The organism is Pseudomonas sp. WSY_20, assembly GCF_043104335.1.
GTDB lineage: Bacteria > Pseudomonadota > Gammaproteobacteria > Pseudomonadales > Pseudomonadaceae > Aquipseudomonas > Aquipseudomonas parafulva_B.
This window is the reverse complement of the sequence record NZ_JBICKP010000054.1, coordinates 131,931-158,655: the sequence shown is the minus strand read 5'-3', so window position 1 is coordinate 158,655 and position 26,725 is coordinate 131,931. Positions and strand designations below refer to the sequence as shown.

Genomic DNA, 26,725 nt, shown 5'->3' with positions numbered 1-26,725 from the left:
TCCGAATTCTGCGAGCCCCCCTGCTTCTGCTGTCGCCTATCCATCCTTACCTTTCCTCGACAACACCCCCCCGACGTTGGCGGCGGTGTGTTGATCAGGTGTCTACCGGCCGATCAATGCGACGGCGACGGAACGTTCTCGTGGAAAGCTGCGCGCTCGATCTGAATGGTGCAGTGATGGATTTCGAACGCGTCGCTGACTGCATCCACGACGGCCGCTAGCACAGCATCTCCATCTGCTGCGTCTCGGACGACCACGTGCGACGTCATCACGTTGCTTCCGCTGCTGACGGCCCAAACGTGCAAGTCATGGACATCCGTGACGCCGTCGACCTTGAGGATCGTGGCCTCGATTGCCGCCACGTTGAGCCCCCGGGGTACACCTTCCATAAGAATCCCCAGGCTCTCTCGAAGCAATTGCCAAGTCCGCGGCAATACCCAAAGGCCGATCGCTACGGCGACAACCGTGTCGACCCAGGTCCAGCCGGTAAAGCGGATAATGAGGGCTGCGATGATCACGCCCAACGATCCGAGCATGTCGCTCCAGACTTCGAGGTAGGCGCCTTTGACGTTGAGGCTCTCGTTGCTGGCAGATGCCAGCAGTCGCATTGAAATCAGGTTGATGATCAGGCCGACAATTGCGATCCACATCATCGCCCCGGTGGCGATCTCCGCCGGCATGAAGAAGCGCTGGTAGGCCTCGTACAAGATGTACATCGCCACCAGGAAGAGCAGCACGGCGTTGAACGTGGAGGCTAGGATCTCCAACCGCGCATAGCCAAAGGTTCTTTTCTGATCCGCCGGCCGCTTTGCGATCTGAAGCGCAATCAACGAAATTGCCAAAGCGGCGGTGTCGGTGAACATGTGAGACGCATCCGACAGCAACGCCAGGCTGCCGGTAATCCATGCGCCGATCACTTCAGCGATCATGAAGCTACCGGTCAGGACCAATGCCATGACTAGTTTCTTCTGATGCCCCTCACGAAGCGCGGCACTGCCATGATCATGATTCGATCCCACGTATTTCTCCTTGCACAGGGTAGTGGTCGCGTTGGATTTCCAGTGTGGCCATGCGCTAATGGGTGGCTTGGCCGCACTGGCTGCAGAATTTTGCTCCTGCTGTCAGGGATGAGCCGCAGGCCGTGCAACCACTCGATAGTGGTGTTCCGCAGTTTAGACAAAAGCGTGCGGACGGGGCGTTTGCGGTCCGGCAGTGCCTGCAAGTCTGCAGATCTTTGATTGGGGCTTGAGCTATTACGCGACCATCCTCAATCACCCGGTCATTACTGTCGCAGGATTGCTGCTGCTCGAAGCGACCATGCCGGTCATGTCGATCACTCCCGTGCCCACTACCGTGATGCTTGCCACCGCCGTGGTTGCCACGGCCGTGGTGGCCGCCCAATAAATTTTTGAGAAAACTCATGGTATTCGTCCCTCATCGATAGGTGACATCAGCACGAGCAAAAGGTGAAAGAAGTGTTCTGCTCGTTAGAATGACTTTTAAGTTAAAGTAAAAGTTCAAAATTAGCGTACGACAAAACGAAGCTGGTTTGTTTATGAAATTTAATTTAATTCGCCAGATGGCATTGACTACTCAAAGAGTCGGACCTGTCCGATTTTTTATCATAGCCTGAGCATTTACAATCGAAAAAGTCATTATCGCGATTCTGTCAGCATTGTAATCGCGAAGTCATCATGACGTTATCGTGTGGCGGAAATAATGCGCCTAGCGAGAGCTAATTTCTCATTTAATCCTATGCCTCACACATCCTAAGCGTCCTCAGGCTAAGGGGATCAAGGTCTCTGGCGCTCTGTACGGCCTGATTCGCTCAGTGTCTGTCGATGGCTTGCCGTTTAGCTCCCGACTATTCATAACCAGCGCCATGGATGAGCAGCTCCCTAGAGTTTGATAATGACACCTTCTAAATCCATTGTTCACATCCTGTTAAGTAAATGGATCCATGCTATTCGCAAAGTTAGACAGGAAGGCATCAGCACCAATTTACTCATCGCGCTAGTAACTTTTTGGTTGTTGTTGTTCGTGAACGCTGAGCTTTGGCGTGTGCTCTGGCGCCTGGCATTCAACACTGATGAAGTTAACTGGTTGCTCGCCGCCAGCCTGCCAGTCGTAGTGTTCGTTTGGGTGTTCACCGTACTTAGCTTGCTGTCATGGTCAAGACTCGCAAAACCTCTGCTGTGCCTGGTGCTGATCAGCGCGTCGTTCGCCAGCTACTTCATGAGTGCTTACGGCATCGTCATTGATTACACGATGTTCACCAACGTCGTGGAGACCGACGTCGGTGAGGTGTCCGAGCTACTGAACTGGAAACTTGGCCTCTGGGTGGCAATGGTAGGGGTATTGCCCGTCTACCTGATCTGTCTGGTGCCCCTGCGACGCAAGCCCTGGACCAAAGCGTTGGGTAGCAGACTCATCGTCCTGTCGCTCGCACTGGTAACCCTTGCTGGTATCGTGCTGAGCCAGTACCAGTCTTATGCCTCCCTCCTACGCAACAATCGGGAGATCCGGCTCATTCTGGTTCCCACCAATTTGTTTGCTGCCGGTCATGGTTACCTGAAACGCAAGCTGGCCACACCGAAAGCGCTGACCTCCATTGGTACCGACGCCGTGGTGACCAGGCAGGGAGCGGCTCGCAAACCCAAGCTGCTGGTACTGGCAGTGGGGGAAACCGCACGTTCCGCCAACTTCTCCCTTAATGGCTACTCCCGCGATACGAATCCAGAGCTGGAAAAGCGCAATGTCATCAGCTTCTCGAATGTGAGCTCGTGCGGCACTGCCACTGCGGTTTCCCTGCCATGCATGTTCTTGGACGTCGGGAGGGATGAGTACAAGGACGGCTTGGCCAAGAGCCGAGAAGGGCTGCTCGATGTGCTTCAGCGGGCAGGCATCAGTGTCATGTGGACTGATAACAATTCGGGCTGCAAAGGGGTCTGTGATCGGGTGCCAAACCACAAGGCTACCCAACACGCAGATGCTCAACTGTGTACCAGCGACGAGTGCAAGGACGGGGTGCTGCTTTCGGAGATGGAGGACTTCATCAAGCGTCAGGAAGGCGATGCAGTCCTGGTGCTCCACTACAAAGGTAGTCACGGCCCGGCCTACTACAAGCGCTACCCCCCGCAGTTCAAGAAATTCGGGCCGGTCTGCGAGACCAATGAGCTCGACAAATGTAAGCAGCAGGAGGTGATCAATGCCTACGACAATTCGATCCTCTACACCGACTACGTGACGGCCGGGCTGATCGACATCCTGGCTGCGAATACCAAATTCGACACTGCGCTCATGTACGTCTCAGATCACGGAGAGTCACTGGGAGAGGGTGGTCTTTACCTGCATGGGCTGCCCTATGCGATGGCCCCAGATGAGCAAACCAAGGTGCCATTGGTGCTCTGGATGTCTGATTCTCTCGCGAAAAGCGAACGCCTCAATGTGGGCTGCTTGAAAGCACAGACGAGCTCGCCACTGAGCCACGACAACCTGTTCCACACCGTACTCGGGATGATGAACGTCCAGACATCCTCGTATCGCTCAGCTCTTGATTTTACTGCCCCTTGCAAGACTTTGACCGGAAGCACCTACTCAGGCCTCTAATGCTGCAACGGGCTGAACACGTGAGGTCGATAGCGATTCCACATCGAGCTGCTTTGACAGCAGCCAGAAGCTCGACTAACTACATAGCAGTACTCAACAACCCAAGCGGAAAAGGAAATTTGCATGAGCATCAAGCCAGGCCCTAAACGCACCAACGAAGATGGCACTCCGGACAAGAGGCAGCGGGTCACGCCTGAGAAGCAGAAGGATCACCCAGACCTGAAACCCCACAAGCATAAAAAGGGGGAGTAGGGCAGAAAAGCAGCTTTTCGGAGCTGCTTTTTTATCTGCAGACAGTGTCCTGAAAAGCTCTCTAGCCCAGGAATGTCAGGCATGAAAGGACGGCTGAAGCCACCTGATGCCACTACCACAGCACGCGTAGTGAAATTCGCTCCGTTGGCGGTGCGAACCTCAAATGCCTTGCCCTTCTGTACGACCGCCACCACTCGGGTACCGCCCTGAAAAGGGAGCTGAAACTCGGCGGCGTATGCCTCCAGGTACTGCACCACTTCATTTCGCACCGGGTAGTCCTTGGGATCGCCAAGAAACGCTCGCCCCGGCAGCGCTGAGTACTCCGATGGTGAGAACAACTGCAAGCTTTCGTAGTAGTTACGCCAGTTACCGCCCGGGGATGTCTGCTCATCCAAGATGAGGTAATCCAAGCCGTGCTGCTGTAAATGCCAGCCAGTCGCCAAACCTGCTTGCCCACCACCGATAACGACCACATCCAGAACGCGATCCAACTCATTCATATATGCGCACTCATGCATATCTAAAGGCAAAAAAAGGCCGGACTACGGACAGCAGATCGATACTAGACCTTTGGTTCGCTGGAGCAGGCCCTCCAGTCGCTCGACGATCGACCCACCATTTACTTCATAGAACACCTGCCGACCCACCTTGGTGGCCTTCACGATCTTGGCGTCATGCAATACCTGCAGGTGCCTGGAGATCACCGAGCGCTCCTGTGGCAGCTCTTTGGCGATTTCGCCGACATCCGCCCGGCCGAGCAAAAGTACGCGCTTGAAAACCGCGACTCTGGAAGGCTCGCAAAGCGCTTTGAAGAAGGTCTCGTCTAGCGACTCGATGGCGGCTTCGATGGCTTGAGCACGGAGATTTTGGTTGGTCGTCATGCAGCCAATATATGTGCATGAACGCGCACATGTAAAGCCACCCATCATCGAGGGGTTGCGACACATTCGAAAAAGCGTATATTCGAAAAACCATATACACTCAGGGTACCAAGTGATGACTGGCAAGACCCGCGTTCTGTTTGTTTGCACCGCAAACGCCGCTCGCTCCCAGCTCGCCGAAGCTTTGCTCCGGCACACAGACCCTGTGCATTTCGAAGTTTTTAGCGCAGGTACCCAGCCTGGCCAAGTCGATCCGCGCACCTATGACGCCCTCGAATATCTCGATATCGATACCAAGGCTCTACGCAGCAAGTCCATCGACGAGTTTGCAGGGGAACGGTTCGACTACTTGATTACGCTCTGCGACAAGGCAGCCCATGAGTGCCTTACTTTGCCTGCCCTCGGCGAGGTTCTGGCGTGGAACTTCGAAGACCCTGTTACCAGTGACCAACACGATGCCTTCCGACGCACGCTTCATGAGATTCATGAGCGCATCAAAATGTTCGTCCTCGTGAAAACTAAACACTGAGAATTGCTATGACTGACTCGCTGACACCTACCAAGGTTTTCAAATGCCTCGCCGACGAGAACCGCATTCGGATGATGCTGCTGATCTCTCGCGAGGAAGAACTCTGCGTCTGTGAACTGACCTGCGCGCTGGAAGAAAGCCAGCCCAAGGTTTCCCGCCACCTGGCGCAACTGCGCACGTGTGACCTGCTGGAAGACCGGCGTCAGGGCCAGTGGGTTTATTACCGCCTGCATCCATCGCTTCCCGGCTGGGTACGTGAGGTCCTGGCGACGACGCTGGAGGCCAACCGCGAATGGCTGAGTGCTAGCACTAAACGACTGGACACAATGGGTGACCGCCCTCAACGCGTCGCCTCCTGCTGCTGATCATTGCCGAGAAAAACCGATGAAAGTTCTGTTCCTCTGCACCGCCAATAGCTGCCGCAGCATCCTCTCCGAGGCTGTTTTCAATCATCTGGCCCCGGCCGGCATGAAGGCCTACAGCGCCGGCAGCCAGCCAAAGGGTGATGTGCACCCGCTGTCCATCACCGCGCTGCAGCGTGCTGGTATCTCCACCGAGGGCCTCAGCAGCAAGTCAAGTGACGCGCATGCCGAGCTGGCACCGGACTTTGTCATCACCGTCTGCGACAAGGCCGCTGGCGAAGCCTGCCCCGTGTTCTTCGGACCAGCAGTGAAAGCCCACTGGGGGCTTTCTGACCCTTCTGACCAGCAGGGCAACACCGCCGAACTGGACGCAGCGTTCGACGTCACGCTTGAGCAGATCAAACGACGCCTCAATGCATTCCTCGCGCTGCCTTTCGAACAATTGGATGCCGCCCAGCTTAAGGCCGAGCTGGCCCGTATCGGAACGCTCTGACGTTTAGGGAGATCCACCATGAGCAAAAGCCGACTTTCCTTTCTAGACCGCTACCTGACGGTGTGGATCTTTCTGGCCATGGGCCTGGGCATTGGTCTGGGCAGCCTGTTCCAGGGATTGCCTGCGTGGCTGAATAGCCTGTCGGTAGGCTCGACAAACATCCCCATCGCCATTGGCCTCATCGTAATGATGTACCCACCTCTGGCGAAGGTGAAATACGAGGAGTTGCCACAGGTATTCAAGGACAAGCGCATCCTTGCCCTGTCGCTGATCCAGAACTGGGTGATCGGCCCGGTCCTGATGTTCGGGCTGGCCGTTGTCTTCCTTTCCGACAAGCCTGAGTACATGACCGGCCTGATCCTCATCGGCTTGGCACGCTGCATCGCCATGGTGCTGGTGTGGAACCAGATCGCCGGTGGCAACAACCAGTACGTGGCGGGTCTGGTCGCCTTCAACAGCATTTTCCAGATCCTGTTCTTTAGCGTGTACGCCTGGATCTTCCTGGGGCTGTTGCCGCCGCTGTTTGGCCTTGAAGGTAGCGTCATTGAGACCAGCTTCCTCGATATCGCCCAATCGGTGCTGATCTACCTGGGCATCCCGTTCCTGGCTGGTTTCCTGACCCGCAAGATCCTGATCAGCAGCAAGGGCGAGACCTGGTACCAGGAGCGATTCATCCCGAAGATCAGCCCGCTGACCCTTGTGGCGTTGCTGCTGACCATCGTCGCCATGTTCAGCCTGAAAGGCGACATGGTGCTGCAACTGCCGCTGGATGTGCTGCGCATCGCTATCCCGCTGACCATCTACTTCGTGGTGATGTTCTTCATCAGCTTCTGGATGGGCAAGCTGTTGGAAGCTGACTACCCACGTACCACGGCGCTGGCGTTCACTGCAGCGAGCAACAATTTCGAACTGGCCATTGCCGTGGCCATCGCCACCTTCGGCCTTGCCTCGCCGGTCGCGTTTGCCACCGTCATCGGGCCCTTGGTGGAAGTGCCGGTACTGATCTCCCTGGTGGGCGTGGCCTTGTGGCTCAAGCGCCGCTGGTTCGATCAGCCATCTGGCGCCTTGACTCAGGAGTAAATCATGACCGAACACCATATCCCGAATATCGACAACGATCTGGTCGACCTGCCGACAGCAGACAAACTGGCAGTCGAGCAAAAGTCCACCCATAACCCTCGCATCCTGCTGCTGTACGGATCGACCCGCGAACGCTCGTTCAGCCGCCTGCTGACGGAAGAAGCGGCACGCCTGCTGGAGCACTTCGGTGCCGAGACGCGGATCTTCAATCCGACCGGGCTGCCACTGGCGGATGACGTGCCCGATGACCACCCCATAGTCAAGGAGCTGCGCGACCTGGTGCTGTGGTCGGAAGGCATGGTCTGGTGCTCGCCAGAGCGCCACGGCGCGATGACTGGCGTGTTCAAGTCGCAGATCGACTGGATTCCACTGAGCATGGGCGCCGTGCGCCCCACTCAAGGCAAAACCCTCGCGGTGATGCAGGTCTGCGGCGGCTCGCAGTCTTTCAACGTGGTCAACCAGCTGCGCGTCCTCGGCCGCTGGATGCGCATGTTCACCATCCCTAACCAGTCGTCCGTGCCGAAGGCCTATCTGGAATTCGACGAGGCGGGTCGCATGAAACCCTCTTCGTACTACGACCGTGTTGTCGACGTAATGGAGGAGCTGGTGAAGTTCACCCTGCTGCTTCGTGATCGCTCCGACTACCTGGTCGATCGCTACTCCGAACGTAAAGAGTCGGCTGAAGAACTATCCAAGCGTGTCAATCAACGATCCATTTGAGGCTTTGTGAGCATGCAATTGCACCCGTATTCAGTGTTGGCTAATTCCGAACTGGTCGGCCAGCTGATCTTCACTCCGTGCCCAGGTACCAAGGAGACATCGGTATCTCAGGCTCTGGCAACGTTGCACGATGCCGGCGCAAGCGCGCTGGTAACCCTGATGCCGAGTGAAGAACTGCTGCAGAACGAGATCGATCTGCTTCCCGAGGAGTGCCAACTGCTGGGCCTCGAATGGTTCCACCTGCCGGTCGAGGATGACGAAGCGCCCGGTGAGCCGTTTGCGGCCGCCTGGAAGGCTCACCGGGAACGCCTGAAAGAGCTGGTGATGACCGGTAAGACGATCGCCATTCACTGCAAGGGCGGCTCTGGCCGCACCGGCCTGTTTGCCGCCCGCCTGATGATCGAGTGCGGCATCCCTGTGCAGGAAGCTGTTTCCCAGGTCCAGGCCCTGCGTCCACGTGCGATCCAGAACCCTGCGCACGTTGGGTATATCAACCAGTTCAGCGACACCCTCTGACCTTTCGCTAATCGCGATTCGAGAAAAAGAACATGGCTATCAAAGTAGGTATCAATGGGTTTGGCCGTATTGGTCGCTTGGCGCTTCGCGCCTCCTGGGACTGGCCGGAATTCGAGTTTGTGCAGATCAATGACCCGGCCGGTGACGCCGAGACCCATGCCCATCTGATCAACTTCGATTCGATCCACGGACGCTGGCACCGTGAAGCCCGCGCAGAGGGCGACGCGGTAGTGATCGAGGGCAAGCGCATCAAGGTCACCGCCAACAAGACCATCGCGGACACCGACTGGTCGGGCTGTGACTTGGTCATCGAGGCCAGCGGCAAGATGAAGTCGGTAGCCGTACTCCAGGCCTACCTGGATCAAGGCGTCAAACGTGTGGTCGTCTGCGCTCCAGTGAAGGAGAAAGGCGCACTGAACGTGGTGATGGGCGTCAACCAGCACCTATTCGACCCGGCGCAGCATCGTATCGTCACCGCCGCTTCCTGCACCACTAACTGCCTGGCCCCGGTGGTCAAGGTGATTCACGAGAACCTGGGCATACGCCACGGCTCGATCACCACCATTCACGACCTCACCAATACCCAGAGCATTCTGGATACACCGCACAAGGACCTGCGTCGCGCCCGAGCCTCGGGCATGAGCCTGATCCCGACCACCACGGGATCTGCCACCGCAATCGCCGAGATCTTCCCCGAGCTACGCGGCAAGCTGAATGGTCACGCCGTACGTGTACCACTGGCCAACGCCTCGCTGACCGACTGCGTGTTCGAAGTGGAACGTGAGACAACGGCTGAAGAGGTCAACGCGCTGCTGAAAGCCGCAACCGAAGGACCGCTGAAGGACATCCTGGGCTACGAAGAACGCCCCTTGGTGTCCATCGACTACCGCACCGATCCGCGGTCCTCGATCATCGATGCGCTGTCCACCCTCGTAGTCAACGGTACCCAAGTGAAGATCTACGCCTGGTACGACAACGAGTGGGGCTACGCCAACCGTGCGGTTGAACTAGCACGCCTGGTCGGCGCAGCGGAGTAAATGGCGATCATGAAGGCGTTGTCAGCCCTGTCTGCGGAAGTGCGTCAGTACCTGCTGGTTACCGGCAATTACTGGGCCTTCACCCTTACCGACGGCGCTTTGCGCATGCTGGTGGTACTGCACTTCCATTCGCTGGGCTACACGCCGCTGCAGATCGCGGCGCTGTTCCTGTTCTACGAAGTGTTCGGCGTGATCACTAACCTCGTGGGCGGCTACCTCGGCGCCCGCCTGGGGCTCAACCGCACCATGAACATCGGCCTTGGCATGCAGGTCTTCGCCCTGCTGATGCTCACGGTACCAGCAGCCTCGCTGACGGTGCCGTGGGTGATGGCGGCCCAGGCGCTCTCCGGCATCGCCAAGGACCTGAACAAAATGAGCGCCAAGAGCTCCATCAAGCTCCTGGTGCCGGACAGCCAGCAAGGCATCCTCTACAAATGGGTGGCCATCCTGACGGGCTCGAAGAACGCTCTCAAAGGCGTGGGTTTTTTCCTCGGGGGAGCATTGCTCGCGTTGCTCGGTTTCACCCAGGCGGTGCTGGCCATGGCGGCGGTGCTGGCCCTGATCTGGATCGGTAGTCTGATGCTGCTGAAAAAGGACTTGGGCAAGGCCAAGGCCAAACCGAAGTTCCGCGACATGCTGTCCAAGAGCCGGGCCATCAACATCCTCTCGGCCGCACGGCTGGTTTTGTTCGGTGCGCGGGATATCTGGTTCGTCGTGGCACTACCGGTGTACCTGAGCTCTGCGTTTGGCTGGGACTTCTGGCTGGTCGGCGGTTTCTTGGCCGTCTGGGTAATCGGCTATGGCATCGTCCAGTCGTTTGCCCCCCATATCACCGGCAAGAGGCGTGGTCATGTACCCGATGGCCGAGCAGCCTTCATCTGGGCAATCGCTCTGGCCGGACTGCCTGCGCTCATTGCCGTGGGCCTGTCGGCAGGCTGGTCGGCAAAGGTAGTCTTGCTCGGTGGGTTGATGCTGTTCGGTGTGCTGTTCGCCGTGAACTCATCGCTGCACAGCTACCTGATCGTCAGTTATGCCAAGGAAGATGGCGTCTCCCTGGATGTAGGCTTCTACTACATGTCCAACGCCCTCGGTCGTTTGGTCGGCACACTGCTGTCAGGTTGGGTGTTTCAGGCCTATGGGTTGGAGGCTTGCTTGTGGGTTTCCAGCGTCTTCGTATTGGTCGCTGCACTCATCTCGATTGCTCTGCCCAGGCACACTGAAATGGCACAGCAGACGCACTGATCTGAGAGGAAATGCGGAAGCCATCAGGCCTTCGCTTTCATCACAAAGTGCTCCATTTCTGCTGCGGTATTTCGGGCCGTGCGGGACACCCCGTTCACAGAACGTGTTGCTTACGCGCCTCCGCCACAGGCGGGACCATCATGACATCGCCCAACCCACCGACTGGCTGGTCAATGACGCGCCCGGGGAGTTTTTCTCTAGCGCAACCGTCCTGGCACAGTTCAATTCTCTAACTCCACTGTCTCCGTTCCAAGCACAAAAGATACCATCATAATTTTTTCGGGTTTTTTCCGAGGCGTACCCCTGCGATTTTTCTCCGGCTGAACCTTTGCTGTGACAACCGTTATTGTTGTGACAACCTTTATTAAACGAAAACCCCCGAGATTTTTTGAAAAGCGATGCTTTGTGACAACCTTTAATTTCGCTTCCACAGGATCAACCTCCCCGCTAGGCCGCGAATTTCCAGAGGTTTTGTGACAGAGTTTATTAATAAGCAACACCAGCTTAACGTCGAGCAGAAGCCGTGAAATACGGTCGGTGATCATCTGATCGACCGGCAGTCAAAACCCCCGTTTTCACGGGGGTTTTTTATTGGCGATTTTTCATGCTCTTGCGCTTCAGAGTTGGTTGGGCCGAAACCATACACCCAATACTTCCTGCGGCCGTCTTGAATCTCGGTGCTTTAACATCAGATAGATGGAATTGAGTTGATATATCATAACGTTGAATTAGTTATGATATAACGTCTAAAGGTACAGCATTTTTTTAGCGAGCTTCCCGGCACCTGATCTCTTCCCTGTCTATTCACCTAGGAGCACCCATGCGAGTCACCCCGGCCTCCCTTGCCATGTTCACGGTAATGGTTACCCCCGAACTGTTCGCCGACCAAGCCGGCAGTTCCACAATCACCCTTGGCGCCGTGAACATCACGCAAGACGCCAAGGTGGCGCTGAGCACCGAGAACGTGCTCACTTCGGTCGATGTGCTGGGCGGTGATCAGGTCGAGGACAAGAACGTCATGAACAGCTGGCAGCTGCTGGGCCAAATGCCGGGCATTCAGCTCACCGAAACAGGGCAGGGGGCCGAATCGGGCAAGGTAACGTTCCGCGCTTTCAACGGCGAAGGGTACATCAACGGTATCAAGACGCTGATCGATGGGATCCCGAGCAACGTCAACAGCGGCAACCAGCGCTTCATCGACATGATCTTTCCCCTGGATATCGACTACATCGAAGTGGTCCGGGGCACGAACGACCCGCGTTACGGGTTGCACAACATCGCGGGCAACATCAACTTCGCCACGCGCCAAGGCGGCAACTATATAGATAGCCGGCTGACCTATGGCAGCTTCGACACGCGTGAGGTGCAGTTGGCGGTCGGGCGCGAGGAGGGGAATTTTGCCCAGAACTACTTCCTTGCCAAGCAGGACAGCAATGGCTACCGCGATCACAGCAACTCGAACAAATATGCGCTGGGAGGTAAGTGGTTCGTTAGCAACGACGAGCAGAATTTCCGCATTGGGCTGATCGCGCGCCTGTACCATCACCAGGCTCAGGAGTCCGGGTTTCTAACCCGTGAACAGATGCACGTTAGCCGCACGCAATCACCGGCAAAGAACGCCAATGACGGTGATGACCGCGACATGAAGCATCTCAGCCTGCACGCGGATTGGCAGCTCAATGATGACCTGAGCCTTAGCAGCAAGCTGTATTACAACGACTACAACGATGACCGCACCATCACCTTCACGGACTACCGCCCCGGTAACGCGCCCCGTCAGCGTCGGCAATGGGACGAACAGCAGACGGGCATGCTCAATAACCTGACATGGCGCGTGAACGAGCACCTTACCCTCGACGGCGGTGTCAACTACGAGGAACAGGACAACCGCTACGGTCGCGAGCGCTACAGCTTCAGCCTTCCGACCAACTTCGATACCGTACCGGCGCGCGTGCAGAATGACGATCGCTACACCCTGCGCAACACCGGTGCCTATGTTCAGGCCGTTATCCAGCCCATCGAGTCACTGAAGATCATACCGGCCATGCGGGTGGATAAGTTCACCGGCAATACGCAGCTCTTGGGTGGCGTCAAAGGCTCGCTGCAAGACTACGGCTGGATCCGACAGCCCAAGCTGAGCGTCATTTACAGCGTTACTCCCGATATCGACGTTTACGCCAATTGGGGGCGTACCTTCCAGATACTCACCGGCTCTACCGAGCCCGCCTACCTGACCCCAGGGCAGCCTTCATACGATCCGTCGATCAACACAGGCAAAGAAGTCGGTATCAAGTTCAGACCGTTCGAGGGCGCCCAAGCGCGGGTCGCGATCTGGCAGCAGGATGCTACCGATGAAGTAGCAAACATGCCCAGTACCGGGACCACGGTCGGGCTGGGTGAAACGCGCCGCCGCGGTGTGGATTTGCAGATCAATGCCCAGCTGGATGATCAGTGGACTGTCTATGCCTCCCACGCCATCCAGGAAGCCAAGGTGATCAAGGCGTTTTCTGCTGCCGGGCAATCACTCTCGGGTAAGGAGGTGTTCTCCACGCCTCGGTACGTGAGCACCGTGGGTGTCGATTATCGTTATAACGATGACTGGAAGTTCGGTCTGCAGGGCAGGGCACAGGGGAGCTACTACATAGACGAGCTCAACGAGCAAGGCAAATACGGTGGGTTTGTCGTCGCGGACGCCAGCGTCAGCTACCGCATCACGTCCGCTGCCAGCGTCGATGTGCAGGTCAAGAACCTGCTGGATCGCAAATACGAATACGTCTGGTACGACAACTTCTTCTGGGGCGGTGACGACCAGGCGATGTTCTCGCCGGCACCTGGCCGGTCAGCATTCGTTTCCCTGAATCTGAAACTGTAGCCCCCGCCTGCAACGTTCGTTTTACAGACAGTTCCTACAGATGGTCTACGCTGAACCGGTGGCTTTCGAAATGTCTTGGGTCTTGCCCCGTACATGGGAAGGAAGGGTTACATGCTTGCTCAGCTTCCGCCGGCTTTGCAGAGTCTACACTTGCCGTTGCGTTTGAAATTATGGGACGGCAACCATTTCGACTTGGGCCCCAGCCCGCAAGTGACCATTCTGGTCAAGGAGCCTCAACTCATTTTCCAGCTCACCCATCCAAGCATGGATGAGCTGGGTACCGCTTTCGTGGAAGGCAAGCTCGAGCTCGAAGGCGACATCGGCGAGGCTATCCGTGTTTGCGACGAGCTCAGCGAAGCACTGCTGCCCGACGATCGCGATCACGCTCCCCAGCGCCTGGCCCATGACAAGCGAACCGACGCCGAAGCCATTTCCTACCACTACGATGTGTCCAACGACTTTTACCGGTTATGGCTGGACCAGGACATGGTTTATTCCTGCGCCTATTTCCGTGAGCCGGACAACACACTGCAACAGGCCCAGCAAGACAAGTTCGATCACCTGTGCCGCAAGCTGCGCCTGGCGACCGGTGACTATTTGCTGGATGTGGGATGTGGATGGGGAGGTCTGGCGCGCTTCGCTGCACGTGAATATGGGGCGAAAGTCTTTGGCATCACGTTGAGCAAAGAACAGCTCAAGCTCGGACGGGAACGTGTGGAGGCCGAAGGCCTGGGCGACAGTGTAGACCTGCAGATTCTTGATTACCGCGACCTGCCACAAGACGGGCGCTTCGATAAGGTCGTCAGCGTGGGCATGTTCGAGCATGTCGGTCATGCCAATCTACCGCTGTATTGCAAGACGCTATTCGGCGCAGTGCGCGAAGGCGGCCTCGTCATGAACCATGGCATCACGGCCAAGCATGTGGATGGCCGCCCGGTGGGTCGAGGCGCTGGAGAATTCATCGACCGCTACGTATTCCCGCACGGTGAGTTGCCCCACTTGTCGATGATCAGCGCCGCTGTCTGTGAGGCTGGATTGGAAGTGGTCGACGTGGAAAGCCTGCGCATGCACTACGCCAAGACTCTGCACCACTGGAGCGAGAACCTGGAAAACCAGCTGCACAATGCGGCTGCCTTAGTGCCGGAAAAGACACTGCGTATCTGGCGTCTTTATTTGGCAGGTTGCGCCTATGCGTTCGAGAAAGGCTGGATCAATCTGCATCAGATACTGGCGGTCAAGCCCTACGCGGATGGCCATCATGATCTACCTTGGACGCGTGAGCATCTCTACCGTTAGCGCTCACCTCCTGTGTGCCAAGCTTCACCGAACTCGCTCCAGGAGTGAGGTCGGTGAAGCTTGGCGCGTTTTACAACACCGGTGAAATCAACCTTGCGATGCGCATGCCCACCTGCTGTAGCCGATGGGTGGCCTCGGTTTCCTCAACCGTTATCTCTCGCGCATTGGCAAAGTCTTCGTTGAGCATGCGTTCGACCGTATCGGCGAATGCCTTGTCGATGGTGAGCAAGGTGATCTCGAAGTTCAGACGGAACGATCGATTATCCAGGTTGGCGCTGCCGACAGCGCTGATGTCGTCATCCACCAACACGACCTTCTGGTGCAGGAACCCAGGCTGATAGCGGAACATGCGTACACCGGCGCTTACCGCTTCGAATGCGAACAGGCTGGAGGCGGCGTACACGATCTTGTGGTCTGGTCGAGACGGAATCAGGACACGCACATCTACCCCGCGTAGGGCTGCTAGCCGCAGGGCAGCGAATACCGCTTCATCGGGAACGAAATACGGGCTCGTTACCCAGACGCGATGCTTGGCCGAGTGGATAGCCTCCAGAAAGAACAGCGAGCAGGTTTCCTTGGAGTCTGCAGGGCCACTGGCCAATGCCTGGCACAGAACGCCGTCATCCGGATAGTTGTCCTGGAGGATCAGGGGAGGCAACTGCCGAGTTACCCAGTACCAATCTTCAGCGAACGATTCCTGCAGGCACGCTAGCACTGGCCCACTGATTTGCACATGAGTATCACGCCAGGGGGAAAGCTTGGGGTTAGCGCCCAGGTACTCGTCGCCGACATTGTGACCACCCACAAAGCCGACCAAGCCATCAACCACGACGATCTTGCGATGATTGCGAAAGTTGACTTGAAGGCGATTGAATAAGCCTCGACGGGTAGCGAATGCATGTATCTGCACACCTCCTGCACGAAGCCGCTGGCTGTAGCGGCGGGGCAGGGAATGGCTGCCGACACCGTCATAAAGCACAAACACCTGAACGCCTTCGGCCGCCTTGCGCAGCAGTATCTGTTGCAAGGCCCGCCCAAGTTCATCGTCATGGATGATAAAAAACTGCACCAGTACAACGCGCGTCGCTTTCTCGATGGCTTCGAACACCGCCTCGAAGGTGCGCTTGCCATCAATCAACAGCTCGACCTGATTATTGGCCAGGCACGGCATTCGGCTGAGTTTGGGCATTGCGCGCAAGGCAGCGTAGCTGTCCGATGCGCGAGCGGCGAGAGCTTCTTCGACCCAAGGGCGCCAATTCAGGCTGGCCATGGCGACATGCATTTCCTGATTGGCCTGGCGCCTGGCCTTTATGTAGGCATTGAAGGAGCGCGCACCGAATATCAGGTAAGGAATGAGCGTCAGGTAAGGAATGAAGAAAAGCGGCATGGCCCAAGCGATGGCGCCTTGAGCAGTACGGACTGTGAACAACGCATGGAGCGCGGCGATAATACCTAGCAGATGAATCACGCCAAGTAGATAGCCAAAAAAAAGGGGGCTGTGGCAATCCATATGCATCCTGCTTGTCGAATACACCTTAGGTAACAGAACACGAACGTGGTTCGCCTGCAACAAGCGGTTCGTTTCAACGTCTAACTCAAACATCGTCGGGGTGACCGGCATTTCCAGGAGTGTGTTTTCCATGAAAATTCGTATGCCGTTGCTGGCGCTGGCCTTGTGCGCAAGTTGCGTAACGGCCCAGGCCCAAATGCTTCAACCCGGCTTGTGGGAGCTGACTACCAGCAATATGCAGGTCGATGGCAAGCCGCTACCTGATATGGATTTCATGCTCAGTCAGTTGAAGAACCTACCGCCCGATCAACGGGCGATGATGGAAGGCATGCTTGCCAAGCAAGGTGTCACCGTGGGTGGTAAAGGGGTGCGTTCCTGTCTTACCCCTCAGCAGGTGGCAACCAATGACATTCCCCTGCAGGATCCAAAGTCCGGCTGTACTCAAAAGATTACCGATCGCACCGGCAACGTTTGGAAGTTTCAGTTCAGCTGCCCCAAGGCCCAGGGCAATGGCCAGGCTACCTTCCTGAGTGACAAGGAATTCACTACACAAGTAAGTGGTACTTTCAATGCGTCGGGTGTTCAGCAGCAGGGCAGCATGAATACACGTGCGGTATGGCTGGGCAATGACTGCGGTACGGTCAAGCCTCGGACGTGATGTTCCACTGCCACTGGGCAGTTGCTACGGCGTCGTGGGCATGCAGGCTTTCAGCATGTTCCACGCGCACTTTGAACGCTTTACTCCATTCCACAGCCCTTAGCGCCCCATAAACTCGCCTGGCTGCGTCCTCGCAAAACATCAAATTTTGTCCATTTGCCAGGGCGAATGCTTGCTCATCGGCGCGCTTCACGGCGGTTTGTACCGCAGTGCCCAAGGCTTGCTCGGCCTTGTCTATCACCTCGGTTATGGGGAGATCAGGATGATTATCCTCGAGCCTGACACTTATCTTCGCCATGCTCCTCTGGCTGTGAGGCGTCGCTACGATGCCTTCCGAAGTGCCCAGCCACGCAACGACCTCATCACTATCCACGTTTCCTATGCCAAATCGCGCTTGAAACTGTCGCTGAATAAGCTGTCGAGCCAGCGCCGCTGAACAAGGGCATGTAGACGAGTAGGGTATCGAAACGGATAGTTCCACGTGGAACATTTCATGTTCGATCCGTGCATGGATCTCGACGTCATAGCTTTTCCACCCGGCAAGAGGACTAACCAAGGCAGGCCGTTTAAGCAAATGCTGATAGCTCAATCGCACGTATGCCGCAGACGATTGCCCATCATGACTGTTGAGAAAACTCGCTAAAAGGCGACGCAGCAGCAGCGGACGCAGCGGCTCCTGTTCAAGATTTTCAAGCGCCAGGTACAGACGCGACATGTGTATGCCGCGTGAGTTGCCATCCACAAGGTTAACACCCGCATCTGCCGTAGCTGCTACCAGACGGCCCCCGATCTGCATCGGCATGGCTATACCGCACATCCCTACCCAGTCCAATGGTGTGGTGGAATTCAGATGCTGTGCAGCGACGTCGGGAAGCGGGGGATGGGACATGGGATTTCCAAGGCTATGCGTGTATGTGGAACATTGGGTCCACTGCGGATGGGCGCAGTGAGGTAGCGGCTGAGTCGTCAGCAATGCGCCGTGAAATGGGCTGGTCGTTTTCTATTCATTACACAGAGCTCTCGTCAGGAACCACTTGGCTAAATTGTATTGTTACTTTATAACATTATGCAATGCATCTTTTCGAATGCGCCTGTGTGATGAGGTTTTGCCATGTCCAATCGTCTTCCTGTCACTGTGCTCTCCGGGTTTTTGGGCGCAGGGAAAAGCACGCTTCTCAACCATGTTCTGCGCAATCGCGAAGATCTTCGTGTCGCGGTCATCGTCAATGACATGAGTGAGATCAACATTGACGCCAGCGAAGTCCAGCGCAATGTCACCCTTAACCGGGCCGAAGAAAAGCTGGTGGAAATGAGTAATGGCTGCATCTGCTGCACGCTGCGTGAAGATCTGCTTGAAGAGGTTGCACGCCTGGCCGAGGCGGGGCGCTTCGATTACCTGCTGATTGAATCGACTGGTATCTCAGAACCTCTGCCTGTGGCTGAAACCTTTACCTTCCGTGATGAGCAAGGCCGCAGCCTGTCGGATCTGGCGCGTCTCGACACCATGGTCACCGTAGTGGATGCCTTGAATTTCATGCGTGATTATCAAGCCGCGCAGAGCCTGGAAAGCAGTGGCCAGACATTGGGAGAAGACGATGAACGCTCGATCAGCGACTTGCTGATTGAGCAGGTAGAGTTTGCTGATGTATTGCTGTTGAGCAAAATCGATCTGACCAGTCAGGCCGAACGGGAAGAGCTTTCAGCCATCCTCCGTAGCCTGAACCGCCGAGCCCAGATCATTCCAATGGTGATGGGTCAGGTTCCCCTTGCCAGGATTCTGAATACCGGCTTGTTCGACTTCGACCAGGCAGCGCAAGCGCCCGGCTGGTTGAAGGAGCTTCGCGGTGAACACACACCGGAAACAGAAGAATATGGTATCCAAGCGACCACCTGGACCGCACGGCGGCCTTTTCATCCGCAGCGGTTCCATGACTTTGTCCACACGCCCTGGAGTAATGGCCGGTTACTACGTTCTAAAGGGTTCTTTTGGTTGGCGAGCAAATACAAAGAAGCGGGCAGTTGGTCTCAGGCAGGCGGCATGATGCGCCATGGTCTGGCTGGTCGCTGGTGGTGTTTCGTACCCCGCGAACAGTGGCCGGAGGATGTGGATAACGTTGCAGCCATTCTTGAACATTGGTTGCCAGATACTGGCGACTGCCGGCAGGAGTTAGTGTTCATAGGTCAAGATCTGGATGTGGCTCAATTATCCACAGCTCTTGATCAGTGCCTGTTGACGGATGAAGAAATGGCACTCGAGCCCATGGGCTGGTTGCGTTTTCCCGATCCATTCGGCCCCTGGGACGAGCAGGTGGCAGCGTGAGTAAGCCAGAGGCTGTGGATATCCGTCAGGTGTTTGGCCAGACTCCCCAGGCAATGGCGCAAGTCCTGCAGGACGGTGTCAATCTCGCTGTCTGGCAGCGACAACTTCCGCCTCAGCTTCACGACTTTGCAGAAGTTGTGGCGGGGCTTAGTGGATCGTTAGCGGATCAGCGGGTGCTCGAGGTCGATGAGCATCAGGTCCCAGTGATCGACGCGCTGCTGCAGGAGGCTGTGGATATCTACGGCTATGACGCTTTCGTCGCGGATGTCACATGGCTCGTGTCGGCTTATAGCTGCTTGCTTGGCGCGCGCCGCGTGGGTTTGCGCGTACGTGCACTGACCAGTCCGATGTGCCCACGCTTCCATGTGGATAACGTTCCGCTGAGACTGATTACAACGTATGCGGGACCGGGTAGTGAGTATGTGTCGGAGCAGGAAGTGGCGCGAACTGCATTGTCCACAGGCTATGCCGCTGTGGATAAGGTGATGCGCCTGAATGCTGGTGACGTGGCGTTATTCAAGGGCGAGCTTTGGGAGGGCAATGAAGGCGCAGGCGTCGTACATCGTTCCCCTTCAGGGCCACCCTGGCTGTTGCTGACGCTTGACTGGCTAGCCTGACAGCGCATAGTTGAGCAAACCGTTCGCTTGAAGAACCCTCATGCTCCGCAATATTCCCACCCATGTCATTGCTGGCCCGCTGGGGGCCGGCAAGACCACACTGATTCATCACCTGCTTCAGCAGAAGCCTGATCACGAACGCTGGGCCGTATTGGTCAACGAATTCGGGGCAGTAGGGCTGGATGCGGCACTTTTGTCCACAAGCCGGAACGGCATCGCGATAGCCGAAGTGGCAGGGGGCTGTTTGTGCTGTGTCAATGGGGTGCCGTTCCAGGTAGGCCTGGGCAGGCTTCTGCGCCAGTGCGAGCCGCACAGGCTGTTCATAGAACCATCCGGTCTGGGCCATCCCCTTCAATTGCTTGATCAATTGGCCCAGGCGCCTTGGCACGATGTGCTGACAGTTCAGCCGTTGGTAGTCGTTGCTACACCCGCGTCTCTGTGTATTGGCAAGCAACTATCAACTGCCCAATCAGCGGCATTGGAAGCCTGTGAGACGCTAGTTATCAATAAATCCGAGGCTGTGGATAAAGATTTCAAGCTGTTGATAAATCAAGAATTTTTAGGCAAAAGGTTGATATGGACGACGCAGGGTCGGCTTCCTTTCAAATGCCTACCTGTTTATCAAAACCAGATTGTTGACAGCCCTAACACCAATATCGGGATTGTCGACAATCTGCCAAAGGCACCGCTGGCTCTTTGGACGAACCGGCGTGAGCCGATACGCCAGATATTTCAAGGAGAGGATGGGTGGAGCATAGGCTGGCGCTGGCACCCCGCACAGCAGTTTTATCCACAGGCAGTAGATGAGCTGCTGAAGACGTTGGCGTGGCGACGTGCCAAGGGTGTTATCCACACTGCACAAGGAAGGCGCTCCTTCAATGCACTAGAAGGTGAGTTGGCACCTTGGCAGCCCAGTGAATGGGCAGCCGACAGTCGCCTGGAGTTGATTTTCGAAAGGCCTCAGCCTGTGGACGAGCTGCAAGCCCGCGTGCAGGAGTGCCTTATGCCTTGATCAGTTGTGCCAACGGTCATGTTGTTGGCGCCACTGCTGCATTTCGATCACATTGTCTGCGCGTGGGGGCGTCTTGATTTCGAAGGGGTAGGGTGCAAGCTCTATCTGCACGCTGTGCGCGCCGAACTGAGTCACGGTACCAGGGTGACGTTGCTCTCCCGTCACGGTAAATTCGAAGCCGTAAATGCGTGCCAGACGCTTGCGACCGTTGGCATCACGCACGAAGGCAATACGTTTGAGCGCGACGGCGTCATCCAGCAACTGAAGGTCAAGCTTTGCGCAATGTTGTTTGACCCTTTCCAAGGCCTTCTCGCGCAGACCGTGGTTGTGCCACAACCAAGCGCCTGCCGTGGCCATCACCATCAGGACAAACAGATTCTCCAGGGTCAACATGTGCGTAGGCTCCAAACAGATCGATCCAGCTTAACTGCGTCCTTGGCCTGTCGTACAGGTGGCAATCACGTTCATACTGCGCGTTGCATGATTCTTGAACAGCTTTGGAAATGACTCGCATGAAACGTACCCCGCACCTGCTCGCCATCCAGTCTCATGTGGTCTTCGGCCATGCCGGCAACAGCGCTGCGGTATTTCCCATGCAGCGTGTCGGCATCAATGTGTGGCCGCTCAACACGGTGCAATTCTCCAATCACACCCAGTATGGCCAGTGGAGCGGAGACGTGCTTGCTCCAACGCAAATTCCTGCGTTGGTGGAAGGCATTTCCAACATCGGTGAGCTGGGGGAGTGTGATGCCGTGCTCTCGGGCTACCTCGGCAGTGCCGAACAGGGGCGCGCGATTTTGGAAGGCGTGGCGCGAATCAAGGCCGTCAACCCGCGGGCCTTATACTTGTGCGATCCGGTCATGGGTCATCCTGAGAAAGGGTGCATCGTATCGCCGCAGGTCAGCCAGTTTCTGCTGGAGCAAGCGATCACCAAGGCTGACATTCTGTGCCCCAACCAGCTGGAGCTAGACAGCTTCTGTGGCCGGCGCGCCGCATCACTGGAGGATTGCGTAGGCATGGCGCGCAGTCTTTTGCTCAAAGGGCCCAAGGTTGTGCTGGTCAAGCATCTGGCTTACCCAGGACGCGCAGAGGACCAGTTCGAGATGCTGTTGGTGACTGCCGAACACAGCTGGCACCTGCGCCGCCCACTGCTGGCCTTCCCGAAGCAACCGGTGGGCGTGGGTGACCTGACTTCCGGTCTGTTCATGGCGCGGGTACTGCTTGGCGACAGCTGGGAGCAGGCATTCGAGTTTGCAGCCTCCGCCGTACACGAAGTACTGCTGGAAACTCAAGCCTGCGCCAGTTACGAGCTACAGCTGATACGTGCCCAGGACCGCATAGCCCACCCGCGCGTGCGTTTTGAAGCGAGGCTGTTGAGCGCTTAGACGCCGTCGGTTTTCAGGTTCTGGTAGCGTTTTTCCAGTTCCTGGCGAATCTGCCGTCGCTGCTGGCCTTGCAGGAATCGGCGTTTCTCCTCGCTACTCTGCGGTTGGCGCGGCGGGACCGAGACTGGCCGTCGATTATCGTCCACGGCCACCATGGTGAAAAAGCAGCTGTTGGAATGGCGCACCGAGCGTTCACGAATGTTCTCGGTAACAACCTTGATACCGACCTCCATGGAGGTATTGCCGGTGTAGTTCACCGACGCCAGGAAAGTTACCAACTCGCCCACATGCACCGGCTCGCGAAAGATGACCTGGTCGACTGACAGCGTGACTACATAGGAGCCTGCATAGCGGCTGGCACACGCATACGCGACTTCGTCGAGGTACTTGAGCAGCGTGCCGCCATGTACGTTGCCAGAGAAATTCGCCATGTCGGGTGTCATCAAGACGGTCATGCTCAGTTGGGCGTTTCCAGGTTCCATAAAATGCTCACGGTAAGATTGCGCGCAATCGCGCCAAAGGCTAGCAGGGGCTCTGTTCTGATGAGGCGGCAGCCTGCGTTTAACGGGACGCTCCCATGCTTTGAGGCGTCACGCTGTTTACGCCAGTGACGGCCTTATAGCAGCCGATCTGTTTCATCATATTGCATCGACGGTTCATGGGAAGACGCGATGTTACTCTGAGTACGCCCATGCAACATGGGCAGTCTTTCAATGAATACAGTGTGTACTCGCTGCTTGCTTGGGCCCGCCTCGGCGCAGGCGCGGTCTGCCTGGTAGAACAGCCCAAGACGAGAGAAGGAGAATCACGTCATGCATGCCATCAGCTTCATTCAGGACCTGGCGGTCATCATGCTGGTTGCAGGCGTGGTCACCATTGTTTTTCATCGTCTCAAGCAGCCAGTGGTCCTCGGCTATATCGTCGCCGGTTTCATCATAGGCCCTCACACGCCCCCCTTCGGTCTCATTCACGACGAAGACACCATCAAAACCCTCGCCGAGCTCGGCGTGATCTTCCTGATGTTTTGCCTAGGCCTTGAGTTCAGTCTGCGTAAGCTGTTCAAAGTGGGCGCCACGGCCTTCATAGCCGCCTTTCTGGAAATTGTGCTGATGATCTGGATCGGCTTCGAGATAGGGCGTTGGTTCGGCTGGAACACCATGGACTCCTTGTTTCTGGGCGCCATTCTCGCCATTTCCTCGACCACGATCATCGTCAAGGCTCTCAATGACCTGAAGATGAAGAACGAACGGTTTGCACAGCTGATATTCGGCGTGTTGATTGTCGAAGACATACTGGGTATCGGCATCATCGCATTGCTTTCGGGTATCGCCGTCAGCGGCACCGTCAGTTCGGGAGAGGTATTTTCAACCGTCGGCAAGCTGTCGCTGTTCATGATTGTTGCCTTGGTGATTGGCATTCTGTTGGTACCGCGCGTACTGGCTTATGTGGCCAAGTTCGAAAGCAACGAGATGCTGCTGATCACAGTGCTGGGTCTGTGCTTCGGTTTTTGCCTGCTGGTCGTGAAACTCGAATACAGCATGGTCCTGGGGGCCTTCCTGATTGGTGCCATCATGGCCGAGTCGCGGCAGTTGCTGAAGATCGAGCGTTTGATCGAACCCGTCAGGGACTTGTTCAGCGCTATATTCTTCGTCGCGATCGGTTTGATGATTGATCCGCAGGTATTGGTCGACTACGCCTGGCCGATTTTGGTCATCACCTTGGCCGTTGTATTGGGCAAGATGCTGTCCTGTGGAATGGGCGCTTTCATCGCTGGCAACGACGGGCGCACGTCGTTGCGGGTAGGTATGGGCCTGTCTCAGATTGGCGAGTTTTCCTTCATCATTGCGGCCTTGGGGATGACCCTGCAGGTGACCAGCGACTTTCTCTACCCGGTGGCAGTCGCCGTCTCGGCCATCACCACGCTACTGACGCCCTATCTGATTCGCGCCGCTGATCCGCTGTCGATAAAACTGGGCAACGTAGTGCCTGGGCGGCTGGCTCGTGTGCTGTCCTTGTACGGGGAATGGCTGCGCAATATCCAACCCCAGGGCCAGAGTGCCATGGTAGCGGCGATGATACGGCGCATACTGTTGCAGGTAGGTGTGAACCTGGCATTGGTCATCGCCATATTCTTCAGCGGCGGTTACTTCGCAGGGCGGCTTGGCACTTGGCTCAGTCAGTGGGTGAGCGATGTGAGCCAGCAGAAGGCGGTGATCTGGGGGGCTGCGCTACTGCTCTCGCTACCATTTCTGATCGCGGCTTACCGCAAACTCAAGGCCCTATCGATGCTGCTGGCTGAGATGGGCGTCAAACCGGAAATGGCCGGGCGCCATACTCAGCGCGTACGGCGCGTGATTGCAGAAGTCATTCCGCTGATTTCGCTGCTGGTGATCTTTTTGCTGCTGTCGGCGTTGTCGGCGAGCATTCTTCCCACTAATGAACTGCTGCTGATCATTGCCATAGTGGCAGCGGTGGTGGTCGCCTTGCTGTGGCGTTGGTTCATCCGGGTGCATACACGCATGCAGATTGCGTTGCTGGAAACGCTGGAGAACAACCGGGACAACGGCCACTGACCCTGTGGCGAACGCTGCAGGCGGGCCGTGCTCACGGCCCGCAAGGTCCTTAGACCGAGGTGAGGGTGAGCCTGATCAGCTCTCTAGCCAGACGTCCCGTGCCCAATGCCAAACCGATTCCCAGCTGTCCTCACCGACAAGTTCCTCATCGGCATCCCACAGCACCACGGTGCCATCTTCCTCGACGCAATAGTAGTTGTCGCCGTCCTGGCACAGCGGAATCAGTTCCCGAGGCACCCCGGCGTCCCAGGCATTTGCTGCGACGTCCGGAAGGTAGGTGTGCGACTGCGGGTCAGTCACTGTGACAGGTTCCAGCGAGCCATAGACGACGTCGCTGACGTTCAGCAGAAATTCCTTGAACACGAACGGAATGTTGATGAACAGCTGCTCTTCGATTTCAACCAACTGATCCTCGTCTGGAAGCTCAAGGGGGACCGGTACTGGCTCGTTGGCTTCACGGAGTTGTTCGATCACTTCTTCCACGATTCACTTCCTCTGACCTAGATGACAACGCTGCGGGTTATACCCTAGTAGTGCGCTATGGCAAAAGCAAAAACCCCGGGGAGGCCCGGAACACTGTTCACTTGTAATCGTCGGGCCGCAGGGCAGCGCCAAGTGAGCAGCATCACGGGGCAAACCCGAGGTTTTTTTGGACAGCAGGACAGGGTTAACTGTTTTGAAGAATACTTGCGGCGAGCCAGAATTGTTGGGGCCGCGAAGCGGCCCCACGTAACAACTGCTTTGAATAGCAGGGCTGGATTACCCGTTCTGACGGATACCCGCGACCAGCCAAGGCTGGTTCTCGCCCTTGGCGCGTACCATGTGCCAGCTCTCGCTGAACTGTTCACCTTGGTCGAAGCGCGAGTTCTTCGATACGCCACGGAAGGTGAGGGTAGCGTCAGTACGGTCGTCACGCTCATCCACGCCGTCCAGCTGTACATCAAGGTTGTCGATGTAAGTGGACTGGAAGCCATCACCCAGCTCGGCACGCTCGCGCTTAAGGAACTCGAGCATCTGCGGGGTCACGAACTCGGCGATCTTGTCCATTTCATTGGCGTCCCAGTGCTGCTGCAGCGACTGGAAGTGGTTACGGGCAGCTGCCAGGAAGCTTTGTTCGTTGAACCAGGCTGGCGCGTTGATGACAGGCGCTGGCGCTGCCGCCGGTGCAGCCGAACCGCCGAAGATGTTTGGCTGTGCGGCCTGACCATGCACTTCACGTTGCATGGGGGCATTGCCAGGCATGGCCATGTGCGGCTGCTGCTGACGTCGCCGTGCGGCGATGAAGCGGAACACCAGGAAGGCGATGAGCGCGATGATCAGGAAGTCCATGATCTGGAAGCCTTCGAAGCCGTCACCCATGAACATGGATGCCAGCAGACCACCGGCGGCCAAGCCCGCCAGGGGGCCCAGCCAGCGCGAAGCACCACTGGCGGCGGCCGGTGCGCGGCCAGGAGCGGTCGGCGCGGCGGCAGGCGTGTTCGGCGTAGCTTGACGGGTCTGGTGAATAGGCGCGGAGCCAGCGCTCTTGCCGCCGCCAAATCGCTTGGCGTTGGCGTCCAGGCTCAGCGTCAGGCCGACGCAGAGCGCCAGTGCGATGCTAAGAAAACGTTGCATAAATGGGATATCCCCTGTTGTGGATTGCACGCGCGTCATGGTGCACATGTTCCAAGGCATATGACCAGCGACATAATGTTTCGAGCTTTTGCTTGATATGACTTATTTGAGCAGGCAACGACGCAGGCGTTCCTACTTGAGTTCGCC

29 protein-coding genes are annotated in these 26,725 nt (G+C 56.8%); 18 read left to right on the top strand and 11 right to left on the bottom strand.

Annotated elements, in window-relative coordinates; all coding sequences use genetic code 11:
* Positions 1-113: 113 nt before the first annotated feature.
* Together ACF8E5_RS13965 and ACF8E5_RS13960 are read right to left on the bottom strand one after the other, a co-directional pair.
* Positions 114-1,019 carry a cation diffusion facilitator family transporter gene (locus tag ACF8E5_RS13965; RefSeq protein WP_047595902.1) on the bottom strand — a complete coding sequence of 302 codons (906 nt, stop codon included), beginning with the start codon at positions 1,017-1,019 and terminating at the stop codon, positions 114-116.
* Between the two features lie 55 nt (positions 1,020-1,074).
* Positions 1,075-1,275 (bottom strand): zinc ribbon domain-containing protein, encoded by a 201-nt coding sequence (locus ACF8E5_RS13960; protein ID WP_224459391.1) that lies wholly within the window; start codon positions 1,273-1,275, stop codon positions 1,075-1,077.
* Between ACF8E5_RS13960 and ACF8E5_RS13955 the strand changes: the two genes are divergently transcribed.
* Positions 1,246-1,404, top strand: coding sequence for a hypothetical protein (locus ACF8E5_RS13955; protein ID WP_224459398.1), 159 nt, complete (start codon positions 1,246-1,248; stop codon positions 1,402-1,404). The two genes, ACF8E5_RS13960 and ACF8E5_RS13955, sit on opposite strands and share 30 nt — an antisense overlap.
* A gap of 507 nt (positions 1,405-1,911) precedes the next feature.
* Positions 1,912-3,609: a phosphoethanolamine transferase gene (locus ACF8E5_RS13950; RefSeq protein WP_044047182.1), complete on the top strand. Its 1,698-nt coding sequence runs from the start codon at positions 1,912-1,914 to the stop codon at positions 3,607-3,609.
* A 209-nt stretch (positions 3,610-3,818) separates the two neighbouring features.
* Here the strand turns inward: ACF8E5_RS13950 and ACF8E5_RS13945 are convergent, their stop codons facing one another.
* The gene (locus ACF8E5_RS13945) at positions 3,819-4,361 is read right to left on the bottom strand and encodes an NAD(P)/FAD-dependent oxidoreductase (protein ID WP_013974864.1); all 543 of its coding nucleotides are present in this window, start codon (positions 4,359-4,361) and stop codon (positions 3,819-3,821) included.
* 42 nt (positions 4,362-4,403) lie between these two features.
* Complete coding sequence (locus ACF8E5_RS13940; RefSeq protein ID WP_013974863.1) at positions 4,404-4,742, bottom strand: helix-turn-helix transcriptional regulator; 339 nt, start codon at positions 4,740-4,742, stop codon at positions 4,404-4,406.
* 115 nt (positions 4,743-4,857) lie between these two features.
* Here ACF8E5_RS13940 and ACF8E5_RS13935 point away from each other — a divergent pair, with 115 nt between their 5' ends.
* From ACF8E5_RS13935 to arsJ, 8 genes are read left to right on the top strand one after another with little or no spacing between them, the layout of a single operon-like run.
* On the top strand, positions 4,858-5,271 hold the full coding sequence (locus tag ACF8E5_RS13935) for an arsenate reductase ArsC (protein ID WP_044047181.1): 414 nt from the start codon (positions 4,858-4,860) through the stop codon (positions 5,269-5,271).
* 8 nt (positions 5,272-5,279) lie between these two features.
* The gene (locus tag ACF8E5_RS13930; RefSeq protein WP_044047180.1) at positions 5,280-5,636 is read left to right on the top strand and encodes a metalloregulator ArsR/SmtB family transcription factor; all 357 of its coding nucleotides are present in this window, start codon (positions 5,280-5,282) and stop codon (positions 5,634-5,636) included.
* Positions 5,637-5,655: 19 nt separating this feature from the next.
* Entirely contained in the window at positions 5,656-6,126 is a 471-nt protein-coding gene (locus ACF8E5_RS13925) for an arsenate reductase ArsC (RefSeq protein ID WP_044047179.1), read from the top strand.
* Positions 6,127-6,144: 18 nt separating this feature from the next.
* Entirely contained in the window at positions 6,145-7,206 is a 1,062-nt protein-coding gene (arsB, locus tag ACF8E5_RS13920; protein ID WP_054912979.1) for an ACR3 family arsenite efflux transporter, read from the top strand.
* Positions 7,207-7,209: 3 nt separating this feature from the next.
* On the top strand, positions 7,210-7,926 hold the full coding sequence (gene arsH, locus ACF8E5_RS13915; protein WP_013974858.1) for an arsenical resistance protein ArsH: 717 nt from the start codon (positions 7,210-7,212) through the stop codon (positions 7,924-7,926).
* Between the two features lie 12 nt (positions 7,927-7,938).
* Positions 7,939-8,442 carry a cyclin-dependent kinase inhibitor 3 family protein gene (locus tag ACF8E5_RS13910; protein ID WP_013974857.1) on the top strand — a complete coding sequence of 168 codons (504 nt, stop codon included), beginning with the start codon at positions 7,939-7,941 and terminating at the stop codon, positions 8,440-8,442.
* A 32-nt stretch (positions 8,443-8,474) separates the two neighbouring features.
* The gene (locus ACF8E5_RS13905) at positions 8,475-9,479 is read left to right on the top strand and encodes an ArsJ-associated glyceraldehyde-3-phosphate dehydrogenase (protein WP_013974856.1); all 1,005 of its coding nucleotides are present in this window, start codon (positions 8,475-8,477) and stop codon (positions 9,477-9,479) included.
* Between the two features lie 9 nt (positions 9,480-9,488).
* On the top strand, positions 9,489-10,721 hold the full coding sequence (gene arsJ, locus ACF8E5_RS13900; protein ID WP_044047293.1) for an organoarsenical effux MFS transporter ArsJ: 1,233 nt from the start codon (positions 9,489-9,491) through the stop codon (positions 10,719-10,721).
* A gap of 221 nt (positions 10,722-10,942) precedes the next feature.
* Here arsJ and ACF8E5_RS13895 read toward each other — a convergent pair whose 3' ends face one another.
* Positions 10,943-11,266 carry a hypothetical protein gene (locus ACF8E5_RS13895; RefSeq protein ID WP_392475405.1) on the bottom strand — a complete coding sequence of 108 codons (324 nt, stop codon included), beginning with the start codon at positions 11,264-11,266 and terminating at the stop codon, positions 10,943-10,945.
* 275 nt (positions 11,267-11,541) lie between these two features.
* On the opposite strand from ACF8E5_RS13895, the gene ACF8E5_RS13890 reads away from it, so the two are divergent.
* Both ACF8E5_RS13890 and cfaB read left to right on the top strand, forming a co-directional pair.
* Positions 11,542-13,593 (top strand): TonB-dependent receptor, encoded by a 2,052-nt coding sequence (locus tag ACF8E5_RS13890; RefSeq protein WP_392475404.1) that lies wholly within the window; start codon positions 11,542-11,544, stop codon positions 13,591-13,593.
* 111 nt (positions 13,594-13,704) lie between these two features.
* Entirely contained in the window at positions 13,705-14,889 is a 1,185-nt protein-coding gene (gene cfaB, locus ACF8E5_RS13885; RefSeq protein WP_145254126.1) for a C17 cyclopropane fatty acid synthase CfaB, read from the top strand.
* Between the two features lie 70 nt (positions 14,890-14,959).
* Here the strand turns inward: cfaB and cls are convergent, their stop codons facing one another.
* A complete protein-coding gene (gene cls / locus ACF8E5_RS13880; RefSeq protein ID WP_392475403.1) occupies positions 14,960-16,399 on the bottom strand; it encodes a cardiolipin synthase in 1,440 nt (479 codons plus the stop codon).
* A 130-nt stretch (positions 16,400-16,529) separates the two neighbouring features.
* On the opposite strand from cls, the gene ACF8E5_RS13875 reads away from it, so the two are divergent.
* Positions 16,530-17,057, top strand: a complete 528-nt coding sequence (locus tag ACF8E5_RS13875) for a DUF3617 domain-containing protein (RefSeq protein WP_058638780.1) — start codon at positions 16,530-16,532, stop codon at positions 17,055-17,057.
* On the opposite strand, the gene folE2 is transcribed toward ACF8E5_RS13875, so the two are convergent.
* The gene (gene folE2, locus ACF8E5_RS13870; RefSeq protein WP_058638781.1) at positions 17,041-17,946 is read right to left on the bottom strand and encodes a GTP cyclohydrolase FolE2; all 906 of its coding nucleotides are present in this window, start codon (positions 17,944-17,946) and stop codon (positions 17,041-17,043) included. The genes ACF8E5_RS13875 and folE2 overlap by 17 nt on opposite strands.
* A 222-nt stretch (positions 17,947-18,168) precedes the next feature.
* On the opposite strand from folE2, the gene zigA reads away from it, so the two are divergent.
* The 3 genes from zigA to ACF8E5_RS13855 are packed head-to-tail and all read left to right on the top strand — an operon-like array spanning position 18,169 to position 21,006.
* Positions 18,169-19,377: a zinc metallochaperone GTPase ZigA gene (gene zigA, locus ACF8E5_RS13865; RefSeq protein ID WP_392475402.1), complete on the top strand. Its 1,209-nt coding sequence runs from the start codon at positions 18,169-18,171 to the stop codon at positions 19,375-19,377.
* Positions 19,374-19,994 carry a DUF1826 domain-containing protein gene (locus tag ACF8E5_RS13860; protein ID WP_392475401.1) on the top strand — a complete coding sequence of 207 codons (621 nt, stop codon included), beginning with the start codon at positions 19,374-19,376 and terminating at the stop codon, positions 19,992-19,994. The genes zigA and ACF8E5_RS13860 overlap by 4 nt, the downstream gene beginning before the upstream one ends.
* A 40-nt stretch (positions 19,995-20,034) precedes the next feature.
* Positions 20,035-21,006, top strand: a complete 972-nt coding sequence (locus tag ACF8E5_RS13855) for a GTP-binding protein (protein ID WP_196185261.1) — start codon at positions 20,035-20,037, stop codon at positions 21,004-21,006.
* Here ACF8E5_RS13855 and ACF8E5_RS13850 read toward each other — a convergent pair whose 3' ends face one another.
* Positions 21,007-21,399: a DUF3301 domain-containing protein gene (locus ACF8E5_RS13850; protein ID WP_058602729.1), complete on the bottom strand. Its 393-nt coding sequence runs from the start codon at positions 21,397-21,399 to the stop codon at positions 21,007-21,009.
* Between the two features lie 119 nt (positions 21,400-21,518).
* On the opposite strand from ACF8E5_RS13850, the gene pdxY reads away from it, so the two are divergent.
* The gene (pdxY, locus tag ACF8E5_RS13845; protein WP_058638785.1) at positions 21,519-22,391 is read left to right on the top strand and encodes a pyridoxal kinase PdxY; all 873 of its coding nucleotides are present in this window, start codon (positions 21,519-21,521) and stop codon (positions 22,389-22,391) included.
* Here pdxY and ACF8E5_RS13840 read toward each other — a convergent pair.
* Positions 22,388-22,873 carry an acyl-CoA thioesterase gene (locus tag ACF8E5_RS13840; RefSeq protein ID WP_023532667.1) on the bottom strand — a complete coding sequence of 162 codons (486 nt, stop codon included), beginning with the start codon at positions 22,871-22,873 and terminating at the stop codon, positions 22,388-22,390. The two genes, pdxY and ACF8E5_RS13840, sit on opposite strands and share 4 nt — an antisense overlap.
* A 330-nt stretch (positions 22,874-23,203) precedes the next feature.
* Here ACF8E5_RS13840 and ACF8E5_RS13835 point away from each other — a divergent pair, with 330 nt between their 5' ends.
* Positions 23,204-24,964: a cation:proton antiporter gene (locus ACF8E5_RS13835; protein WP_196185260.1), complete on the top strand. Its 1,761-nt coding sequence runs from the start codon at positions 23,204-23,206 to the stop codon at positions 24,962-24,964.
* Positions 24,965-25,039: 75 nt separating this feature from the next.
* Here ACF8E5_RS13835 and ACF8E5_RS13830 read toward each other — a convergent pair whose 3' ends face one another.
* Together ACF8E5_RS13830 and ACF8E5_RS13825 are read right to left on the bottom strand one after the other, a co-directional pair.
* Positions 25,040-25,447, bottom strand: coding sequence for an SMI1/KNR4 family protein (locus tag ACF8E5_RS13830; RefSeq protein ID WP_023532298.1), 408 nt, complete (start codon positions 25,445-25,447; stop codon positions 25,040-25,042).
* A 276-nt stretch (positions 25,448-25,723) separates the two neighbouring features.
* Positions 25,724-26,578 carry a TIM44-like domain-containing protein gene (locus ACF8E5_RS13825; protein ID WP_326383954.1) on the bottom strand — a complete coding sequence of 285 codons (855 nt, stop codon included), beginning with the start codon at positions 26,576-26,578 and terminating at the stop codon, positions 25,724-25,726.
* Positions 26,579-26,725 lie beyond the last annotated feature (147 nt).

Excerpts from the sequence above, each read along its gene's own strand:
- ACF8E5_RS13840 (WP_023532667.1), bottom strand. The coding sequence starts at position 22,873 with ATGGAACCTGGAAACGCCCAACTGAGCATGACCGTCTTGATGACACCC.
- cfaB (WP_145254126.1), top strand. The coding sequence starts at position 13,705 with ATGCTTGCTCAGCTTCCGCCGGCTTTGCAGAGTCTACACTTGCCGTTG.
- ACF8E5_RS13950 (WP_044047182.1), top strand. The coding sequence starts at position 1,912 with ATGACACCTTCTAAATCCATTGTTCACATCCTGTTAAGTAAATGGATC.
- arsB (WP_054912979.1), top strand. The coding sequence starts at position 6,145 with ATGAGCAAAAGCCGACTTTCCTTTCTAGACCGCTACCTGACGGTGTGG.
- ACF8E5_RS13835 (WP_196185260.1), top strand. The coding sequence starts at position 23,204 with ATGCATGCCATCAGCTTCATTCAGGACCTGGCGGTCATCATGCTGGTT.
- ACF8E5_RS13910 (WP_013974857.1), top strand. The coding sequence starts at position 7,939 with ATGCAATTGCACCCGTATTCAGTGTTGGCTAATTCCGAACTGGTCGGC.
- ACF8E5_RS13930 (WP_044047180.1), top strand. The coding sequence starts at position 5,280 with ATGACTGACTCGCTGACACCTACCAAGGTTTTCAAATGCCTCGCCGAC.
- ACF8E5_RS13935 (WP_044047181.1), top strand. The coding sequence starts at position 4,858 with ATGACTGGCAAGACCCGCGTTCTGTTTGTTTGCACCGCAAACGCCGCT.
- arsJ (WP_044047293.1), top strand. The coding sequence starts at position 9,489 with ATGAAGGCGTTGTCAGCCCTGTCTGCGGAAGTGCGTCAGTACCTGCTG.
- ACF8E5_RS13850 (WP_058602729.1), bottom strand. The coding sequence starts at position 21,399 with ATGTTGACCCTGGAGAATCTGTTTGTCCTGATGGTGATGGCCACGGCA.
- cls (WP_392475403.1), bottom strand. The coding sequence starts at position 16,399 with ATGGATTGCCACAGCCCCCTTTTTTTTGGCTATCTACTTGGCGTGATT.
- ACF8E5_RS13940 (WP_013974863.1), bottom strand. The coding sequence starts at position 4,742 with ATGACGACCAACCAAAATCTCCGTGCTCAAGCCATCGAAGCCGCCATC.
- ACF8E5_RS13945 (WP_013974864.1), bottom strand. The coding sequence starts at position 4,361 with ATGAATGAGTTGGATCGCGTTCTGGATGTGGTCGTTATCGGTGGTGGG.
- ACF8E5_RS13890 (WP_392475404.1), top strand. The coding sequence starts at position 11,542 with ATGCGAGTCACCCCGGCCTCCCTTGCCATGTTCACGGTAATGGTTACC.
- ACF8E5_RS13855 (WP_196185261.1), top strand. The coding sequence starts at position 20,035 with ATGCTCCGCAATATTCCCACCCATGTCATTGCTGGCCCGCTGGGGGCC.
- ACF8E5_RS13825 (WP_326383954.1), bottom strand. The coding sequence starts at position 26,578 with ATGCAACGTTTTCTTAGCATCGCACTGGCGCTCTGCGTCGGCCTGACG.
- ACF8E5_RS13905 (WP_013974856.1), top strand. The coding sequence starts at position 8,475 with ATGGCTATCAAAGTAGGTATCAATGGGTTTGGCCGTATTGGTCGCTTG.
- ACF8E5_RS13895 (WP_392475405.1), bottom strand. The coding sequence starts at position 11,266 with ATGATCACCGACCGTATTTCACGGCTTCTGCTCGACGTTAAGCTGGTG.
- ACF8E5_RS13875 (WP_058638780.1), top strand. The coding sequence starts at position 16,530 with ATGAAAATTCGTATGCCGTTGCTGGCGCTGGCCTTGTGCGCAAGTTGC.
- pdxY (WP_058638785.1), top strand. The coding sequence starts at position 21,519 with ATGAAACGTACCCCGCACCTGCTCGCCATCCAGTCTCATGTGGTCTTC.
- folE2 (WP_058638781.1), bottom strand. The coding sequence starts at position 17,946 with ATGTCCCATCCCCCGCTTCCCGACGTCGCTGCACAGCATCTGAATTCC.
- ACF8E5_RS13925 (WP_044047179.1), top strand. The coding sequence starts at position 5,656 with ATGAAAGTTCTGTTCCTCTGCACCGCCAATAGCTGCCGCAGCATCCTC.
- arsH (WP_013974858.1), top strand. The coding sequence starts at position 7,210 with ATGACCGAACACCATATCCCGAATATCGACAACGATCTGGTCGACCTG.
- zigA (WP_392475402.1), top strand. The coding sequence starts at position 18,169 with ATGTCCAATCGTCTTCCTGTCACTGTGCTCTCCGGGTTTTTGGGCGCA.